We start from the raw sequence: 16,258 nt of genomic DNA, 5'->3' as shown, positions 1-16,258 counted from the left end.
CCACGAGGCCGCCTGCCGCGCGCATGTGGAAATGTTCGTCGGGCAGCTCGCCGCCGAGGGACAGGTATCGGGGCCGAGCTGGCAGGTGCGCGACTGGTGGGACATCCGGACGGAAGATCTCTCCGAGGAACGCCGCGCCGCGGCCACGTCGGCGGTCACCGCACTCGCTCGCGCCGACCCGGGCGCCGCACGCGCTTTCCAGCAGGCCTGCGTGCAAGAAGCGCTGTCGGGCGGAGCCGTCCCCGGAATGTAGCCGTTTGCCGCTGCCGGGCTTGCACATATCGGTTTTACGAGCACTGCGGGTGTTCGAAAAAGTGCTTTGGCGCCCGAGGCGGCGATCGCGAGGCCGGTGAGGCGCAGCGATCTTGCTTGCGTCCTTCGCGCGCCGCGGTAGGTCGGTCAGGGGTCGCGCTAGGGCAGGGGGCGTGCAATTGATCCGGTATAAATCATGGTTGCTCTTCGTGGCGCTTGCCTTGGCCGCGCCCGAGGTGTCCGCCAAGCTGTCCGTCGACCCCGTTCCCGCGAGTGCCGAGCTGAACGATGCGCTCGCCGCCAAACGCTATGACGAAGCGATGACTTTGGCACGCCGCGAGCATGAAGCTTGCGTCGCGGGCAAAGGGTCCGATCCTTGCGTCGGACTGCTCGCCTTGCAAAGCGATGCGCTGACCGCCTGGGCGGTGGATCATGGTGATTTCGATCGCGACGAAAAGGGCGAAGGTATGGCCCTTCGCACCGCGCGCCTCCTCCACGCCCAGGTGAACAGGCTAAAGGGCTTCGATGGGCCGATCTTCGCGTCGGCGTTCGGCAACCTCGGCGAGATGCTGTCGCTCTACGGCCGGCCGGTAGAAGGCGAGCAGTATTTGCGGGACGGGCTGCGATACAACATCGTGCGGGCGATGGAGTTCCAGGGAACCGAGCGGCCCTCCGATGCGGCGCTCCGCACGTCGCTCCTGCGGCTGACCCGCAACCTTGCGCTGCAGGGCCGCAATGAGGAAGCGCGCGGTTATCTCGCTGCCGCCGACAGCCTGCTTTCGACGTTGGCAATGATGGGCTCCCCCGAAGCTAAACGCGCGCTCCCCGATTTTCTGGCGGTTGCGGCGTTGGTGCCGGGCGAAGCGGCCGGTGGCGCTGCGGATTATGTCGAGGCGGCGGCCGGGTATGAATGGGAACGCGAGCACAATGGCGAGGGATGGGACCCCGATGACTGGGCGGCAGTCCGGGGTCGCCTCGCCCGCGACGAGATCGCTTTTCTCGCGCGGAGCGGGAACATGGCAAAGGCGGTGGCGCGCTTCGATGCCGAGCCGGACCTGCTGCGCGGCGGGCGAGGCGCGTCGCGTCTCGAATTTCTGACCCGGCTCGGCGCTGCGCTCGTCGCTGAGGGGCGCGCTAACGAAGGTGCCCCGATTCTCGCCGAGGCAATGCCGGTCGTCGATACGACCTGGGACAGAAGCGATGATAGGCGCATCGATGCGCATGCGGCGCGCGGCGCCGCCATCCTAGCGCTCGATCCGGCGCAGCGCGGCGATGCCGCGGCCGAATATCGGCAGGCTGTCTCAGGCGCGGTGGCGCGGGTCGAGGCGGCCGACACAACCGAGGGGCTTGTTCGCGCCGTCCGGCGCTACCGTCCCGTCTTTGAGGGACTGCTCGGCGCCCTTCCTCCCGAAGCGGCGAGCTCGCTCACGCGCGGAGAAGCGTTCGAGGCGGCCCAATGGTCGTCGATCGGCGAGACCGCGGCGACACTTGCCAAGGTCTCGGCACGCACATCGCGCAGCAACGGCCCGGTCGCGGAAAAGGAGCGGTTCCGCGAGGAGGTGCGCGTAAGCGTTGCGTCGCTCAACCGCGAGATCGCGCAATGGCTATCGGTTCCCGGCAGCCCCGATACCGATCGCGAGTTGCTCGGAAAATTCTATTTGCGCGACGTTGATGCCGTGATGGTCGAAATGTCGACCGAGGAGATTGCAGCGATCGACCCCGCCTATGATCAGCTTGTCAAGCCTCGGCCGATCGCGGCCGAGCGGATCCAAGCGCTGCTCGACAAGGACGAGGCCGTTCTCTTCTTCCTTTCTGACGAGCGGGGCACGTCGGTCTTTGTTCTGACGCGCTCGGGATTTACATGGCATCGTTCGGCCCTGACCCGCGATGCCTTGGCGAAGAGCGTTGAGCAGCTGCGCGGTCAGATCAAGCGCGACCTTCGCGAGCGCTGGGCCGGGAGCGTCGACAATTTCGACGAGCAGCTTGCGCACAATCTGTATCAGGAGCTCATAGCGCCCATCGAAGCGTCGCTCGGTGGCGCGACGCGTCTGATGACCGTGACGCCGGGTCCGCTGAGCAGCCTCCCGTTGACCTTGCTCGTCACCGCGGGTGCCGACATGCAGAAGCCGCAATTTCTGATAGATCGTTACGAGATTTCGACGCTGCCGTCGGTTTCAAGTCTTTACTCCTTGCGTTGTCTGCTTCGGCCTGCGGGTGATCGCCCGGCCGGTTGCGGCCCTGGACCCGGACGCAATCGTCCGCCATCGCAGACGATCCTGTTCGCTGCGGGCGATCCCGCGCTTAAGGGGCATCCGGGCGACGACCGGGGTATCGTGGAATATTCGGAGTTGTTCCAGCGTGGCATAGCGGACCCGGCCCGGATCATGGCGATGCCTTCGCTTCCAGGCACGCGCCGGGAGATCGAGGGCGTGCGATCGATGTTCGATCCCGGACAGACTATTGCTCTTATGGGCTCAGCGGCGACCGAGGGATCGGTCAAGTCGAATCCCGGGCTGGCCAATGCACGCTATGTCCTCTTTTCGACGCACGGTCTGCTGGCGAGCGAGACGGGGCTCGATGGCGAGCCGGGTCTCGTCTTCACGCCGCCATTAGCGGGGGCGCAGTCCGACAGGGACGATGGTCTTCTCACCGCCTCGGAAGCCGCGCAACTGAAGCTCGCAGCGGATATCGTCGTACTGTCGGCGTGCAACACGGCAAGTTCGAACGGCAGCGCCGAAGCGGACGGGCTGTCGGGCTTGGCGCAGTCTTTCTTTTATGCTGGCGCGGGTTCGCTTCTGGTGTCGCACTGGCCGCTCGACGATGAGGCCGGGGCCGAAATCGTCACGCATCTCTTTGCAGGCATCGAAAAGCATCCCGGCGCTCCGGGGGCTGCGTTCCGGCAGGCGATACTGGCGCTTCGCGCAAAAGACGATACCTCGTCTCCAGCGGTTTGGGCGCCGCTCGTGTTTGTCGGAACCACCGACCGGGGCGTGCGGTAGCGAGAGTTCGGGTGCTCGCAGTGCGTTATGAGTTCAGGTCGCCCTCCAAACGTCCGCTGAGCGCAAATTTGGTCTTGAATCCGCCCGTCTGCTACCGGCCAGGTCAAGCGTCGGCGCTGGCTCGCAGCGAACAGGTGGCTGAATGGGATGGCAAGCGGATGCAACAGTCGGCTGCTCAAGAGCGAGTTAGTCTCGTTCCAGAAAAATAGCCTCCGGTATCTCTTGGGCCGGCCACAGAGCGCCATAACTAATCATATTCATCAGAGCGATCTGGTCTTGGTCGAAATGGAACGAGTAATAAGCGTGGACCGTGACGAACGGATTGCACTCATTCTCGGGCGTGGCTTCAATCCCTCGTGCGCGCGCGATCACCAGATCGCCCACTGGCGTGGCTTCCAGCAGTTGGAACGGTTGCGGAGCGGGCCACCGAAAACTGGCCCGTCGCATGCTCTCGGTCGAGCGCTCGATTTCTTCGAACGACCCCGCTTGACCGATCTTCTCAAAAAACCTTTCGACGAGTCTCAAACGTTTTTCTTGCGCCTGCCTATCAAATACAGGGTCTGGGCGAGGCGATGATATCTGACAAGACATTGCCGTTCCCGGCATAAACGTGGCGCACGCCACCGCTGTGATTGCCTTCCGCCTCCCGATCATCGGTCGCTCCCCAAACATATAGTGGAGGATACATACAAAGCCGGTGTCCGCAATCGGTCGCTTCCGGTCGTGGCTATCCGGCGCGCCGCGGATGTCCGCCTCTCTCGGTCTCCCGCCAAAACCGGACCGTTCTTAAATGGCCACAAGCGGTTAACGCGCCAAAGAGCGCTTGCTGATTGTCTCGTAGCATGTGCGGGCCAAGGCAGCAGGATAGGAGGTCGGACGGCTCGCGCGATCGACCTGCTCAGCCAGGATAAGGTGATTCCCTCAATAGTCGGGCAAGATGCGTGGCATTAGCGGCCACCATTTTGGCGGTCTCGGTTACTTTGCTGGGGCGATGCTGAAGATCCTTGAAATCGACTGAACCCATCGCCTCACCGACCCAGTAGCAGGCGGCCACGGCGGGAATCGTCCATCCCACATCGTTCAGCGCCTGAAAGATTTGCGACGAAGCATTATGCGCGCCGTCTTCATTGCCGACGATCGCGGCAACAGCCACTTTCGAAAAGCTTGGCATCCGCCCCTTGTCGTCGGTCTCCGACAGGAAGGCATCCATTCGTTCCATCACAAGCTTGGCGACGCTTGATGCTTGACCCATCCAGATCGGTGTGCCGAAGATGAGAATATCGGAGGCGAGGATCGCCTCGCGAATTTTCGGCCATTCGTCGCCAGCACCCTCGTTCGAGGTGACACCCCATTTGATGCTGTGCGCGGCGATACGGATGGGCTTGCCGACACGGACGCCTTCCGCCTCGAAATGTTCGGTAAGCACCGCGAGCATGGCATCGGTCGAGCTCTTGCGGCCACGGGCCGACAGCGAGCAATTGATCGCGGTAGCGGTAATCGGGGGCATATCGTCTCCTTTACCCCGCCGGGGTGAAGCGCGCGCCGGTCGCGGTTGGTTCCGATGTCATACTGGCGGCGTACCCGGAATGACGATGAGCGTCCGCTCTCGACGCGCCTTGGGCGAGTTCCGACAGGGAATTCATGTTGAAAATATCGGTGCCGCCGAGCGCGGGCAGTAAGAAGGGGCCGCCAAAGCGGCCCCTTCCTGTCGGCTTGCCGGGTCAATCGAGCTTGGGACTGACGACGCCCGAGCTGTAGCGCAGATTGTTCTGCACATGTTTGACGCCCGTGACGTCGTCGGCGACATCTTCGGCGCGGCGCTTCGACCGGCGATCCTCGACCGTGCCGGAGAGCGTGACTTCGCCATCTGCGACGCTGACCTCGATCTCGGAGGCGTCGATCCAGACATCCTCGGTAAGACGGTCGTTCACGTCCTCGCGGATGCGCTCGTCGGAGCGGATATAGCTTTTGGGACCGCGGCCGCGGTGATCGAGTTCCCGGCGACGGCGCGCGTCGCGATCGCCGAACCAGGAAAGCACTTCGTCGCCGGCGCGGTCGAGGAAGCCGCGTTCGCCCGGGTCATAATCGGGGCTGCGCGTCCGCGGATATTGGCCGTAAGGCGAATAGCCCTCGACCGGGAGATAGCCGAACTCGCTCGGCCAGTAGTTACCGCCGCGCGAACGATCCTCGCCTCGGGCTTCGCCGGCAGCATCGTAATAGGCGTCGCGGCGGGGCGTGCGGTCGTAACGGGGCCAATCGGAGCGCTCAGCGCGGCGGACCGGCCGGCGATAGTCGCCCGCGCGCTCATCCTCCCAATTATCGCGGCGATATTCCTGCTCGCGATAGGCGCGGCGCGGGCGGCGCTGCTCGCGCTCGTCTTCCTCGATCGCCACATAAGCGCGCGACGCATCCTCTGCGCGGCCGCGGTTGTAGCGACCCGGCGATGCGCCGGTGTCGGGGCTGCTGTTGTCGCTATAATCCCAGAGCGGGGTGCGGTCGTCGAACCTGTCCATGATCCATCTCCATTTGTTGAGGGTGGCGGGCAGGTTGCCGGGAAGGGAGGCAACCCCCCGTCCCGCCGAACCGACGCATGGAGTGGGGGCAAGTTCCCGATCTGGGCGCAATATGTCGCGCTGCGAAGTCAACGCATCGAAGAATGTGACCCGATCTCTCCAATGGGCGGCAGGCGTCGCCGGCGATGCCGAATTCTCATGGAGAATCAAATCTGGAAAGGATCATACCCAGTGGGCCGCGCGTGCGCCGGGGCCGTCGAACTTGCCGCTGGGGAACCGGATCTCTCCAACGCATCTTTCCAAAGCCTTCCCAGCTCGACGTCGATCCAGTCGGCTGCAAAAGGATCGAGGCCAGAGCCGGGATAAAGGCAAAACTCGCCGAAAAGCGGTTGGCAGTCGATTTCGTAAAAATCGACCCGAACGAAGGCTAGGTTCCCGGCAAGCGTCTCTGCAGCTTGCAGCATCGCCCCGAGGGAGGACGGTCTGGAAGGTCGATCGGCGGCAGGCACGAGCTGCCGCCAGTTGCGGTCATGCAATATCCAGCGGTGACGGACACCGCGCCCCAAATGTACCTGGACGTGCGTCGCGGCACCGCCGAAGACGTAGATCTTGTAGTCGATGGGGAGAGGACGTGCGCCGCCGAGCAACGGCTCGGCGAAAACGCCACGCGGCACATTGCGATAAGCCCATTCGTCGAGCCAGCGGCCGTACTCCCGGCGCTGCCACCGGCGCGCGGCTCGCTGGACCTGCTTCCAGCGTTCGCAATCCGGAAACGTCTCCAGGATTTGATACTGGTTACACCCATGACGCGCTTTGACGATAGATGGGAGGGCGAACGGAATGAAGCGCGGCAGCATCTGGCCCTGCCAGAGCGTCGGTATGATCCAGTTTGCGCCGAGTTGCTTCGAGGCCAAGCATTTTGCCTCAAGCTTATCCAGCAGCGTCGTTTGCAACGGTGACCGATCATTCAATTTGCGGAGCTGGACGAGCTCGGTGAAGCGCGTCGGATTGAGCAAGTCGGGCAGGCGTCGATGACGCAAGGCGTAGAGAAGGGCAATCCGGTGCGCGGCTATCGAGGAGCCGACATTGTCCACTTTCGCCGGGTCTTCCGAGGCGCGCGAGAGTTTCATGCCATGTCGGTCTCACGGCTGAACGACGTGTGGCCGCTATCGCGGAAGCTCGGCCGATCCAGGTTTATTTCGCGGCAAAGCTGCATGCGGATACGAACGACCCGGCGCAGAAAACGCTCCCGGCAATATCATCGACCAACCTCCGATCATCCAGGCAGCGCTCAGGCGCTCGGGTGCGACCAACCGGTGAGGAACGCGTCATCGCGCGCACCGCTGCGGATCGCGTGCAGCATCGCACGTCTCAACCTCGGATCTTCATGAAAGGGCAAAGGAAGATTGCTACCGGTCAGCCTATTCGAGCGAAGGGGGGAGGGAAAGACCCCGGCGTGACTATGCCGAAACAGAAAAAATGCTGACCGTGTATCCGATGATTCGATTGCAGCATCCGCTTGCCTCAAACATTAGGCGCGTAACACACTCCGACGGCCAAACTGAGCGATATGTCGTTGAGCCGGATATGCGCGCCGATATTCGGACAACGTAGGGGAGCGGCCCGGACGACGATTGGATGCGTACGCCGACGGCAATTCGACTGAGACGTGGGATCGAACAGCCGCGGCGATACGCGAAGCGATGCACATGGCGGCGGCAGACCGACCGATCACCGTCGAAGCCCGTGCGCGGTTGAAATGCAGTTGGCGAAGAAAGGTTGCAAAGATGGGACGCACGGTCGCCGCCATTCTGGAAAATTGTCGAGGCTGCCCTCGACGCAATCGCGGCCTCAGGCCTCGGTGCGGCCATTACCGATAGACGAGGACGGAGAGCCGCGCGCGCGGGCACGGGCGGGAACGACGATAGCCGCGGCGCATTGGTCATAAGACAGCAAAGGAGCTTTCCGATGACCAAGGACAATATACTCGCCGGCTGCAGGATCCTGATCATGGCGACAGATGGCTTCGAACAATCCGAGCTTGAAGTGCCACTTCAGCGTCTGGAGGACGCCGGCGCGGAGGTCGAAATCGCATCGATCGACGATGATGATATTACCGGCTGGGACGAAGACGATTGGGGCGACGAGGTCGAAGTCGATCTCAAGATCGCCGACGTCGACACCGACCGTTATGACGCGCTCGTCCTGCCGGGCGGCCAGATCAATCCCGACTTGCTGCGGGTCGAGGACAAGGCGATCTCGATCATTCGGGCCTTCGCAGGTGCTGGCAAGCCGGTTGCCGCGATTTGCCATGCGCCGTGGCTTCTCGTCGAAGCCGGGCTCGCATCCGGCAAGCGGATGACGAGCTACAAGTCGATCCGCACCGATGTTGCCAATGCCGGCGCGCAGGTGGTCGATGAGAGCGTCGTGGTCGACGGCAATATCATCACCAGTCGCTGTCCCGACGACCTGCCCGACTTTTGCGATGCGATCGTCGCAGCGGTGGCCGACCGCAGGGCGCGGGCGTAGCTGTGCCGAGCTCAATACGGGACTGTTGAGTTGTGAAAAGGCGATCGCGTGCGGGCACAGCGATTCTTGCGGTAAGCTGTTGAAAGCGGCGGGAACTCGCTGCTTTATGGCGCGTCGTTTCCAAGCCTGCCGCCCAGGCAGTTTGGAAAGGGGATGACCCACATGGGACAGAACAAACAGCAGGGCGGCCAAGCCGATCGCAATCCGAACGAGACCCCGGCCAGCAGGAACAGCAGGATCTGCAGCGTCGCCAGCCCCGGTCAGGACAATGACCAGGACCAGGGCAACCAGGCCGGCCGCGACGACGAGAATCGTCAGAACCGCTGACGTCGGAAAGAAGAGTGACGCCGAGGCGTCCTCTCGGGGCAGGGCCGCACTTCGATGCGGCCCGGCCTTTTCTATTCCCCGGCTGCGCCCATTCCAGGTGCAACCTTCCTAGCACTTTGGCATTCTCCCTTCATCGATCGCGGACAGCGGAATGGGAAGGAGAGGCCCGTGCGAACGATTGAGATATGGCCCGACGAAATCGAGGGCGGCGACACCGAGCGCGAGGGTGTCTTCTACGCGACTATGCGCTTCATCGACAGGGAAGCTGAAACAGCCGTCGTGATCTATCTGCAACCCGAGATCGAGCGAGGCATGATCGCCGATCTTTACGGCTGGGCGCAAAGCCGCGGCATGACCGGTCGAACGAACTGAATTGGAAGCATGGGTTGGCAAGCGGTCGCCCGCCTGGATCGGAGCGCCCCTTGGCGGCCACCTTTTCAATGCGGAGAAGTCGTTCGATGCAAGTCAGTCAGCACGGCGTTCCAGAATGCGATCTCTTCGTCATTGCCCCGGTCGCGCGACCATTGCACCTGCCTGGAGACGATGAAGTCGGCCTGTTTGCCATGCCGCAGCTTGATCTCCGACACACAATTTCGAATGTTATGACCTCCGAACGGCATTGCCGATCTCCTTGATGCTCCGCATAGAAACAGGGCAGGTGAGGGCGGCGGTTTCCCGCCGCCCTCGATATGTCAGAAGTCCATCGCCGGCATCGGCGCGGCCTTCTCCTCTTTCGGCAACTCTGCGACGAGCGCTTCGGTGGTGATCAGGAGCGAGGCGACCGAGGCCGCGTCCTGCAGCGCGGTGCGTACGACCTTGGCGGGGTCGATCACGCCGGCCTTGACGAGGTCCTGATATTCGCCGGTCGCCGCGTTGAAGCCCCAGCTATAGTCGTCGCTTTCGAGCAGCTTGCCGACGATCCAGGCACCGTCCTCGCCGGCGTTGTCGGCGATCTGCCGCGCCGGGGCGCGGAGCGCGCGGCGGACGATGTCGATGCCCGACTGCTGGTCGTCGTTTGCGGCCTTGAGGCCTTCGAGCGCCTTCAGCGAGCGGAGCAGCGCGATGCCGCCGCCGGGCAGGATGCCTTCCTCGACCGCGGCACGCGTCGCGTGCAGCGCGTCGTCGACGCGGTCCTTCTTCTCCTTGACCTCGACCTCGGTCGCGCCGCCGACACGGATCACCGCGACGCCGCCCGCGAGCTTGGCAAGCCGCTCCTGCAGCTTCTCGCGGTCATAGTCGCTGGTGGTCGTCTCGATCTGCTGGCGGATCTGCGTGACCCGGCCGTCGATATCCGACTTCGCGCCGACGCCGTCGACGATCGTCGTATTATCCTTGTCGATGACCACCTTCTTCGCGCGCCCGAGCATGTTGATCGTGACGCTCTCGAGCTTGATGCCGAGTTCCTCGCTGACGACATTGCCGCCGGTGAGCACCGCTATATCCTCGAGCATCGCCTTGCGGCGGTCGCCAAAGCCCGGCGCCTTGACGGCGGCGACCTTGAGCCCGCCGCGCAGGCGATTGACGACGAGCGTTGCGAGCGCGTCGCCCTCGACATCCTCGGCGATGATGAGCAGTGGCCGGCCCGACTGGACGACGCTCTCGAGGAGCGGCAGCATCGCCTGCAGGTTCGAGAGCTTCTTCTCGTGGATGAGGATATAGGGGTCGTCGAGTTCGACCTTCAGCTTCTCGGCATTGGTGATGAAATAAGGGCTGAGGTAGCCGCGGTCGAACTGCATGCCCTCGACCGTCTCGAGTTCGGTCGCGAGGCTCTTCGCTTCCTCGACGGTGATCACGCCCTCATTGCCGACCTTCTCCATGGCCTCGGCGAGGATCTTGCCGACCTCTTCGTCGCCATTCGCCGAGATCGTCGCGACCTGCGCGATTTCGCTGTTCGCCTCGACCGACTTCGCATGGGCCTTCAGGTCTTCGACGACGGTGCTCACGGCAAGATCGATGCCGCGCTTGACGTCCATCGGGTTCATGCCCGCGGCGACCGCCTTCGAGCCTTCGCGAACGATCGCCTGCGCGAGTACGGTCGCGGTGGTCGTGCCGTCGCCGGCCTTGTCGTTCTGCTTCGAGGCGACCTCGCGCAGCATCTGCGCGCCCATATTCTCGAACTTGTCGGCAAGCTCGATTTCCTTGGCGACGGTGACGCCGTCCTTGGTAATGCGCGGTGCGCCGAAGCTTTTCTCGATCACGACGTTGCGGCCCTTCGGACCCAGCGTCACCTTCACCGCATTCGCAAGCGTATCGACGCCGCGCAGCATGCGATCACGCGCGTCCGACGAAAACTTCACTTCCTTGGCAGCCATTGGTGCAACTCCTTTCCTGTCACTGGCTGAATTCAGAAATGGCGGCCGATCAAGCCGCCTGCTTGAGCGCCTCGGCCTGCTCGATCACCCCGAGGATGTCGCTCTCTTTCATGATGAGCAGCTCCTCGCCGTCGATGCGAACCTCGGTGCCCGACCATTTGCCGAACAGGATCCGGTCGCCGGCCTTGACGTCGAGCGCGGTGACCGTGCCGTCCTCGGCGCGGACGCCGGGACCGACGGCGACGACTTCGCCTTCCTGCGGCTTTTCCTTGGCGGTGTCGGGGATGATGATGCCGCCCGAGGTCTTCTCCTCGGCTTCGATGCGGCGGACGACCACACGGTCGTGCAAGGGTCGGAAATGCATGCATAACCTCCATGTTGCATAACGATATGATAAGCCGGCGCGCCTGTCCGGGACGCGCGGCGCCGAAGAGCTAGGAAGCGGATTTTTTCGCTTCAAGAGGTCCGGCGAATTTTTTTTCGGCTCGTTCTCGCGAGAAACAAATGCCCCTTATCAAGGGGCTGACACCTCTTGACTCGACTCGCTTCGTTCCCAAAATTTGTGGCTACGGCACCCTGCCGCACGATGAGAAAGGAAAGGCCAAAAGGAAGGAGGCACGATCATGTCCGAGCCATTTTCCCGTTTTCTTCACCCCTTCGACGTGGCGCGTCACCCGAGCCTCGAGCCCGAGGTCAAGCGCGCGCTCCTTGCATCCTGGGCATCGGATCGCTCGGCGGTCCGAAACAAGCCCGCGCTACGCAAGCCGCCCGGCGCGCGCCGCGCTGTGCCGGTCGACGACGTGCTCGCGGCGCTTAGGTCGCTCGACGGCGGTGAGGCGCGCGCGCCATGACCGATCGGGCGCTGATCGCCCAGCTGGACGGTTATGGGCTGACGACCGCCGAGATCCATTATTACCGGCCCGACCATCCCTCATTGCTCCAGCTCTTTGTCTGGCAGGATTATGACCTGCCGCCGGATTTTCCGGTGCTGTTCGATTTTCTGAGCCTGTGGCGGCGCCAGATCGAAGCCGCGCTCCACTCGGTGCGGATCGCGCATGATGCGCTGGTCGGGCCCGCCGAGTGGCGCGTGGCGGACATCATTCGCGCGATTGATTGACGGAGCGACCTGAGCGTCTCCGGCTGGTTAGCTGTATTTCCACTGCTATTCTTCAGGAAAGCGGGGCCGCTGCTGTACAGCGGCCCCGCAAGATATCAGGCGCTCTCGAGCGCCTTTTCTTTCGACGATCCGATCCGGCGCGGTTCGGCATCGCCGCTGCCGATCTCGATCTTGCGCGGCTTCATCGCCTCGGGAATGACCCGGTTGAGCTCGATCGTGAGCAGGCCGTCGGTAAAGCTCGCGCTACCGACCTCGATATAGTCGGCGAGCTGGAAGCGCCGTTCGAACGCCCGGCGCGCGATGCCGCGATGAAGATAGGTCCTCTTCGCATCTTCTTCCGCGGGTTTGCCCGTAACGGCCAGCTGGTTCTGCTGCGCCACGATCTCGATCTCGTCGAGCTTGAAGCCCGGGACCGCGAGCGTGATGCGGAAGCGGTCGTCGGCCTCGCGCACGATGTCGAAGGCCGGATAGCCGTCGGACGTCTCGCTGCGCTGCCCCTTCTCGAGCAGGTCGAAGAGATGATCGAAGCCCACCGTCGAGCGGCGGTAGGGGGTAAAGTCAAAGTCGGTTCTCATTTCCAAATCCTCCTGATTGAAGCAATTCGGGCATGAGATGCGCCGGTACACAGAGCCGGCGCTCTCCATGTCCTGCAGACCCGGTCAATCCGGCATCTGGAAGGAAATTAGGAAGCGAATTTGCTGTTTCAAGACATGTCGCCGACGCCGGATTGCAGTTCGGTGGAAGAGGGCCATCGCACCGGAAGGTGCGGAGCCGCAGTGTGCGGCTCCGCGGCTGGTCAGGCAACGCGGCTCCCGCCGGTGTCGTTGCTCCAGGTCGCGATCTGGTCCTTGACCGCCAGCTTCAGCTTCTTGAGTCGCGCGATCAGGACCTCGTCGGGTCGGCGCTGCCGAGCTTCCCGATCGATTTCGGCTTCGAGGCGGGCATGCTCGCGCCGGAAGTATTCGATATGTTTGCTGGACATCTTCTTCTCCATGCCAAGTTGAGGATGTTGCAGCCGTTCCGCTGCGGCGGGGACCGCTATTCCTGATTGCATCGCGCGCCTCCGGCCAGCGTTTCGAAGATTCCTACTGGCTTGTCGTTTCGATTTACGACGCGCTCATCTGCGCAATGACAGCGGTCCGGGTCTTCGCGATTATCGCGAGCGACGTGATGGATGGCATCAAGTCCGATGCGTTGACCGACGCGCTGTCCGGACTGTTCAATCGTCGCGCCCCAGTGCGGGTGTTGACAATTTCATAAATTGAACATCTATGACCTTAATTGAAAATATTCTCATTTTGGAAATTGACGCGATGCTAGCTGCGATATCGGGAGAGACTGTGCGACAGGTTTGGACATTGGACCCTCCTGTCTCCGTTCCGCTGAACGCGACTGGCGTCCGGCTTGCCACGGAGCCTTTCGCGAAATGACCAAGCCTGCGGGATGGCGGCTTGTTCGCCGTTGGGTGAAGCGCATTTTGCTGGGAGTTGTCCTCCTTCTGATCGTCGCCCTCATCTTCGGAATGATCTATGAAGCATTGGGACGCCGGAGCGCCCGGGCGGATTATCCCCCGCCCGGCCAGCTGGTCGACGTGGGCGGGCGCAAGATGCATATCGATTGTCGCGGCACCGGGTCGCCGACGGTCATCTTCGAATCGGGCCTCGGGACGGGAGGCTCGCTCGACTGGTCCCTTGTTCATGACGACATCGCCGGCTTCACTCGCGCCTGCGCATATGACCGGGCCGGTATCCTGTGGAGCGAGTCCAAGGATACGCCGCAGGACGCCGCCGCCGTTGCCGAGGATCTGCATAAGCTGCTCAAAGAAGCGGGGATATCTGGTCCGCTGGTTCTTGTCGGTCATTCGATCGGCGGCCCCTATACGCGGACATATGTGGGCAAATATGGGGAACAGGTGGCGGGTCTCGTAATGGTCGATCCATCGCATCCCGATCAGGTTGCGCGGCTTGGCGCAATTACAGGCATCGATGTCCATCCCAAGCAGGCCTCCACGCTGATGCATGCGGCGAAGGCCTTGGCCTTGACGGGGATCGTCCGATTTCTCGCATCACGCAGCGAAGTGCCAAAGCTTCGGAGCGCAGCCGATACCAAAAAGCTCCGCAAAGCCATGGCCATGAAGTTCGCCTACTTCAGCACCTCGGTCGATGGCGGCACTGCCGAACTCGATGGCTATGATCGCACACAGGCCGAGGCGCGCGCGGTTCGCAGTTTCGAAAATCGCCCCTTGGTCGTGCTCACCGCCATGGCGCCCTTTACGCCTCAGCAGCTTAAGGCGTCGGGGCTGGCGCCGGAGCAAGGTGTGCGCTTCAAGGAAGAATGGAGGAAACTCCACGCCGAGCAGGTCGCTTTCTCAACCCGCGGCCGACAGCAGGTCGTGCCCGATGCCACCCACTTCATTCAGGTTGATCGTCCCGATGTCGTGGTCTCGGCAGTGCGCGAGGTAGTTGATGTCGTGCGCGCAGAGTCCCCGTCATCCCCAAAATAGCGATCTGCCATCTCTTCTTTCATTATCCGTGCGACTGATCGCGCGTGCGGCGAACCAAGGGCGAAATCATGATTCCGAATGCGCGAATGAAGCATGTCTTTCTATCTGCGGCGAGCCTGGCCTTGCTCGCGAGCCCGTCTTTCGCCCAGACCGCGATCGACGCGCCCGATGTGCCGCGCGTCGCGTCTCCATCGACCGCGCTCGACGGTCTCGATGAATATATCGAAGGCGCTCGGCAGAGTTGGCGGGTGCCGGGTCTCTCCATTGCCATCGTTCAGGACGACCGGATCATCTATTCCCGCGGGTTCGGGGTTCGCGAGGAAGGAAAGCCCGGCAAGGTCGACGCCGATACGGTCTTCGCGATCGGATCGGCGACCAAGGCGTTTACCGCTGCGGCGCTAGGCATGCTGGTCGACGAAAGGAAGGTTGGCTGGGACGGCGCCGTCCACGATTATATGCCAGCTTTCGAGCTCCACGATCCCTATGTCACCCGGCAGGTGTCGGTGCGCGACCTGCTGTCCCACCGCACCGGCGTCGTGACCAATGGAGCACTTTGGTACGGCTCCGGATTCGATCGCAACGAAATCGTCCGGCGGCTGCGTTTCCAGACGGCAACGCTCGGCTTTCGCAACAAATACCAGTATCAAAACGAGATGTTCATCGTTGCTGGCGAGGTGGTCTCGGCAGTCTCGGGCATGAGCTACGACCGGTTCGTCGCCAGCCGCATCTTCGAGCCTCTCGGCATGCGGCGCACCAATACCAGCGTCGCCAATCTCCGGGGCATGGACAATGTCGCGACTCCGCACATCGTGGCCGGCGGCGCGGCCGTGCCCATCGAATATCGCATGATCGACAATGTGGGCGGTGCCGGCGTCATTAACTCGAGCGCCCGCGATATGGCGCAGTGGCTACGCCTCCAGCTTGGAGGCGGCTCATTCGAAGGCAGGCAGCTTATTGCTCCCGCGACGCTGGCGGAGATGTACAGCGGCCAGATTGTCATTCCGCGCGGAGCGACAGACTCGATCTTCAAATTCGGTGAATATGGCCTTGGCTGGGGCTTGCAGGAATATCGGGGAGAAAAGATCGTCGCGCATACCGGCGCGATCGACGGGATGCAGAGCGTTGTCGCGATGATCCCGGAAAGGAAGCTGGGCGTGGTCGTGCTCACCAACGGGTATTCGACCAAGCTTGCTTCGGCCATCGAGTTGCGCGTGTTCGATGCCTTCCTCGGCGGCCCGGTTGTCGATCATAGCGCGCGACTGAAGCAGGCGAGCGACGAAGCCGCCCTGATCGCGCGCGGCGGCGACAATGCTGCAAAGCGTCCGGCGAATGTGGCGCCCCCCAGGCTTTCGCTGGACCGCTACGTCGGCACCTATTCGAGCGACCTTCTTGGCGATGTCGTGATTGTCTTGACCGAAGGCAAGCTGATGCTTGCGCGTCCGCAAGCGACCGCTGTGCTCGAGCATGATCGAAACGATGTGTTCAAGGCGGTGTGGAGCAATCCCGGCCAGCGCAGTATTTTTGGCCGAACTTCCGCGGGCTTCGCTTTTACCCCGGACGGAGAAATCTCCGCTCTTGAACTTGGCGGCGACAAGTTCCTTCGCGAAACGGCGGCTCACCCTTGACATATTCGTGACCGCTTTCGCCGTGCGAGGCTCAAGAGCCGCCTGTCCGCTGTCGGCCAATAGCTACCGATCGATGGTCTG

At 62.7% G+C, this 16,258-nt stretch carries 18 protein-coding genes; 9 read left to right on the top strand and 9 right to left on the bottom strand.

Annotation, left to right across the window (positions count from 1 at the left end; all coding sequences use genetic code 11):
- Both VN047_RS13340 and VN047_RS13335 read left to right on the top strand, forming a co-directional pair.
- Positions 1-253 (top strand): hypothetical protein (locus VN047_RS13340; RefSeq protein ID WP_325543434.1); only part of this gene is annotated, 253 nt, incomplete at its 5' end.
- Between the two features lie 172 nt (positions 254-425).
- Positions 426-3,251: a CHAT domain-containing protein gene (locus VN047_RS13335; RefSeq protein WP_325543433.1), complete on the top strand. Its 2,826-nt coding sequence runs from the start codon at positions 426-428 to the stop codon at positions 3,249-3,251.
- Between the two features lie 186 nt (positions 3,252-3,437).
- Here VN047_RS13335 and VN047_RS13330 read toward each other — a convergent pair whose 3' ends face one another.
- From VN047_RS13330 to VN047_RS13315, 4 genes are all read right to left on the bottom strand, one after another.
- On the bottom strand, positions 3,438-3,776 hold the full coding sequence (locus VN047_RS13330) for a hypothetical protein (RefSeq protein ID WP_056350203.1): 339 nt from the start codon (positions 3,774-3,776) through the stop codon (positions 3,438-3,440).
- Between the two features lie 373 nt (positions 3,777-4,149).
- Positions 4,150-4,758 carry a flavodoxin family protein gene (locus VN047_RS13325; protein WP_077029138.1) on the bottom strand — a complete coding sequence of 203 codons (609 nt, stop codon included), beginning with the start codon at positions 4,756-4,758 and terminating at the stop codon, positions 4,150-4,152.
- Positions 4,759-4,972: 214 nt separating this feature from the next.
- Positions 4,973-5,764: a BON domain-containing protein gene (locus VN047_RS22730; protein WP_137892605.1), complete on the bottom strand. Its 792-nt coding sequence runs from the start codon at positions 5,762-5,764 to the stop codon at positions 4,973-4,975.
- A gap of 206 nt (positions 5,765-5,970) precedes the next feature.
- Positions 5,971-6,894, bottom strand: coding sequence for an ATP-grasp fold amidoligase family protein (locus VN047_RS13315; protein WP_082395591.1), 924 nt, complete (start codon positions 6,892-6,894; stop codon positions 5,971-5,973).
- A gap of 838 nt (positions 6,895-7,732) precedes the next feature.
- On the opposite strand from VN047_RS13315, the gene VN047_RS13310 reads away from it, so the two are divergent.
- From VN047_RS13310 to VN047_RS13300, 3 genes are all read left to right on the top strand, one after another.
- The gene (locus VN047_RS13310; RefSeq protein WP_137892607.1) at positions 7,733-8,293 is read left to right on the top strand and encodes a type 1 glutamine amidotransferase domain-containing protein; all 561 of its coding nucleotides are present in this window, start codon (positions 7,733-7,735) and stop codon (positions 8,291-8,293) included.
- 162 nt (positions 8,294-8,455) lie between these two features.
- Positions 8,456-8,620, top strand: a complete 165-nt coding sequence (locus VN047_RS13305; RefSeq protein WP_156344028.1) for a hypothetical protein — start codon at positions 8,456-8,458, stop codon at positions 8,618-8,620.
- A gap of 168 nt (positions 8,621-8,788) precedes the next feature.
- Positions 8,789-8,992, top strand: coding sequence for a hypothetical protein (locus tag VN047_RS13300; protein ID WP_054727962.1), 204 nt, complete (start codon positions 8,789-8,791; stop codon positions 8,990-8,992).
- A 65-nt stretch (positions 8,993-9,057) separates the two neighbouring features.
- Here the strand turns inward: VN047_RS13300 and VN047_RS13295 are convergent, their stop codons facing one another.
- The 3 genes from VN047_RS13295 to groES all read right to left on the bottom strand — a co-directional run bounded on the left by VN047_RS13295 (position 9,058) and on the right by groES (position 11,296).
- Complete coding sequence (locus VN047_RS13295; protein ID WP_137892609.1) at positions 9,058-9,240, bottom strand: hypothetical protein; 183 nt, start codon at positions 9,238-9,240, stop codon at positions 9,058-9,060.
- 72 nt (positions 9,241-9,312) lie between these two features.
- Positions 9,313-10,932: a chaperonin GroEL gene (groL, locus tag VN047_RS13290; RefSeq protein WP_325543422.1), complete on the bottom strand. Its 1,620-nt coding sequence runs from the start codon at positions 10,930-10,932 to the stop codon at positions 9,313-9,315.
- A 49-nt stretch (positions 10,933-10,981) separates the two neighbouring features.
- Positions 10,982-11,296, bottom strand: coding sequence for a co-chaperone GroES (gene groES, locus VN047_RS13285; protein ID WP_054727958.1), 315 nt, complete (start codon positions 11,294-11,296; stop codon positions 10,982-10,984).
- A gap of 259 nt (positions 11,297-11,555) precedes the next feature.
- On the opposite strand from groES, the gene VN047_RS13280 reads away from it, so the two are divergent.
- The gene (locus VN047_RS13280) at positions 11,556-11,783 is read left to right on the top strand and encodes a hypothetical protein (RefSeq protein WP_054727955.1); all 228 of its coding nucleotides are present in this window, start codon (positions 11,556-11,558) and stop codon (positions 11,781-11,783) included.
- The gene (locus tag VN047_RS13275; protein ID WP_054727953.1) at positions 11,780-12,049 is read left to right on the top strand and encodes an usg protein; all 270 of its coding nucleotides are present in this window, start codon (positions 11,780-11,782) and stop codon (positions 12,047-12,049) included. The genes VN047_RS13280 and VN047_RS13275 overlap by 4 nt, the downstream gene beginning before the upstream one ends.
- A gap of 95 nt (positions 12,050-12,144) precedes the next feature.
- Here the strand turns inward: VN047_RS13275 and VN047_RS13270 are convergent, their stop codons facing one another.
- Together VN047_RS13270 and VN047_RS13265 are read right to left on the bottom strand one after the other, a co-directional pair.
- Positions 12,145-12,624 (bottom strand): Hsp20 family protein, encoded by a 480-nt coding sequence (locus VN047_RS13270; protein ID WP_325543418.1) that lies wholly within the window; start codon positions 12,622-12,624, stop codon positions 12,145-12,147.
- Positions 12,625-12,845: 221 nt separating this feature from the next.
- A complete protein-coding gene (locus VN047_RS13265; RefSeq protein ID WP_325543416.1) occupies positions 12,846-13,031 on the bottom strand; it encodes a YdcH family protein in 186 nt (61 codons plus the stop codon).
- Between the two features lie 444 nt (positions 13,032-13,475).
- Here VN047_RS13265 and VN047_RS13260 point away from each other — a divergent pair, with 444 nt between their 5' ends.
- Together VN047_RS13260 and VN047_RS13255 are read left to right on the top strand one after the other, a co-directional pair.
- Positions 13,476-14,552 (top strand): alpha/beta hydrolase, encoded by a 1,077-nt coding sequence (locus VN047_RS13260; RefSeq protein WP_325543414.1) that lies wholly within the window; start codon positions 13,476-13,478, stop codon positions 14,550-14,552.
- A gap of 68 nt (positions 14,553-14,620) precedes the next feature.
- Positions 14,621-16,177, top strand: a complete 1,557-nt coding sequence (locus tag VN047_RS13255; RefSeq protein ID WP_325543412.1) for a serine hydrolase — start codon at positions 14,621-14,623, stop codon at positions 16,175-16,177.
- Positions 16,178-16,258 lie beyond the last annotated feature (81 nt).

Source organism: Sphingopyxis sp., from assembly GCF_035565275.1.
Taxonomy (GTDB): Bacteria; Pseudomonadota; Alphaproteobacteria; order Sphingomonadales; family Sphingomonadaceae; genus Sphingopyxis.
The sequence above is the reverse complement of the archived record's forward strand: the minus strand, read 5'-3'. Positions and strand labels throughout refer to the sequence as shown.

Coding starts and splice junctions, on each gene's coding strand:
- VN047_RS13325 (WP_077029138.1), bottom strand. CDS start 4,758: ATGCCCCCGATTACCGCTACCGCGATCAATTGCTCGCTGTCGGCCCGT.
- VN047_RS22730 (WP_137892605.1), bottom strand. CDS start 5,764: ATGGACAGGTTCGACGACCGCACCCCGCTCTGGGATTATAGCGACAAC.
- VN047_RS13315 (WP_082395591.1), bottom strand. CDS start 6,894: ATGAAACTCTCGCGCGCCTCGGAAGACCCGGCGAAAGTGGACAATGTC.
- VN047_RS13310 (WP_137892607.1), top strand. CDS start 7,733: ATGACCAAGGACAATATACTCGCCGGCTGCAGGATCCTGATCATGGCG.
- VN047_RS13305 (WP_156344028.1), top strand. CDS start 8,456: ATGGGACAGAACAAACAGCAGGGCGGCCAAGCCGATCGCAATCCGAAC.
- VN047_RS13295 (WP_137892609.1), bottom strand. CDS start 9,240: ATGCCGTTCGGAGGTCATAACATTCGAAATTGTGTGTCGGAGATCAAG.
- groL (WP_325543422.1), bottom strand. CDS start 10,932: ATGGCTGCCAAGGAAGTGAAGTTTTCGTCGGACGCGCGTGATCGCATG.
- groES (WP_054727958.1), bottom strand. CDS start 11,296: ATGCATTTCCGACCCTTGCACGACCGTGTGGTCGTCCGCCGCATCGAA.
- VN047_RS13280 (WP_054727955.1), top strand. CDS start 11,556: ATGTCCGAGCCATTTTCCCGTTTTCTTCACCCCTTCGACGTGGCGCGT.
- VN047_RS13275 (WP_054727953.1), top strand. CDS start 11,780: ATGACCGATCGGGCGCTGATCGCCCAGCTGGACGGTTATGGGCTGACG.
- VN047_RS13270 (WP_325543418.1), bottom strand. CDS start 12,624: ATGAGAACCGACTTTGACTTTACCCCCTACCGCCGCTCGACGGTGGGC.
- VN047_RS13265 (WP_325543416.1), bottom strand. CDS start 13,031: ATGTCCAGCAAACATATCGAATACTTCCGGCGCGAGCATGCCCGCCTC.
- VN047_RS13260 (WP_325543414.1), top strand. CDS start 13,476: ATGACCAAGCCTGCGGGATGGCGGCTTGTTCGCCGTTGGGTGAAGCGC.
- VN047_RS13255 (WP_325543412.1), top strand. CDS start 14,621: ATGATTCCGAATGCGCGAATGAAGCATGTCTTTCTATCTGCGGCGAGC.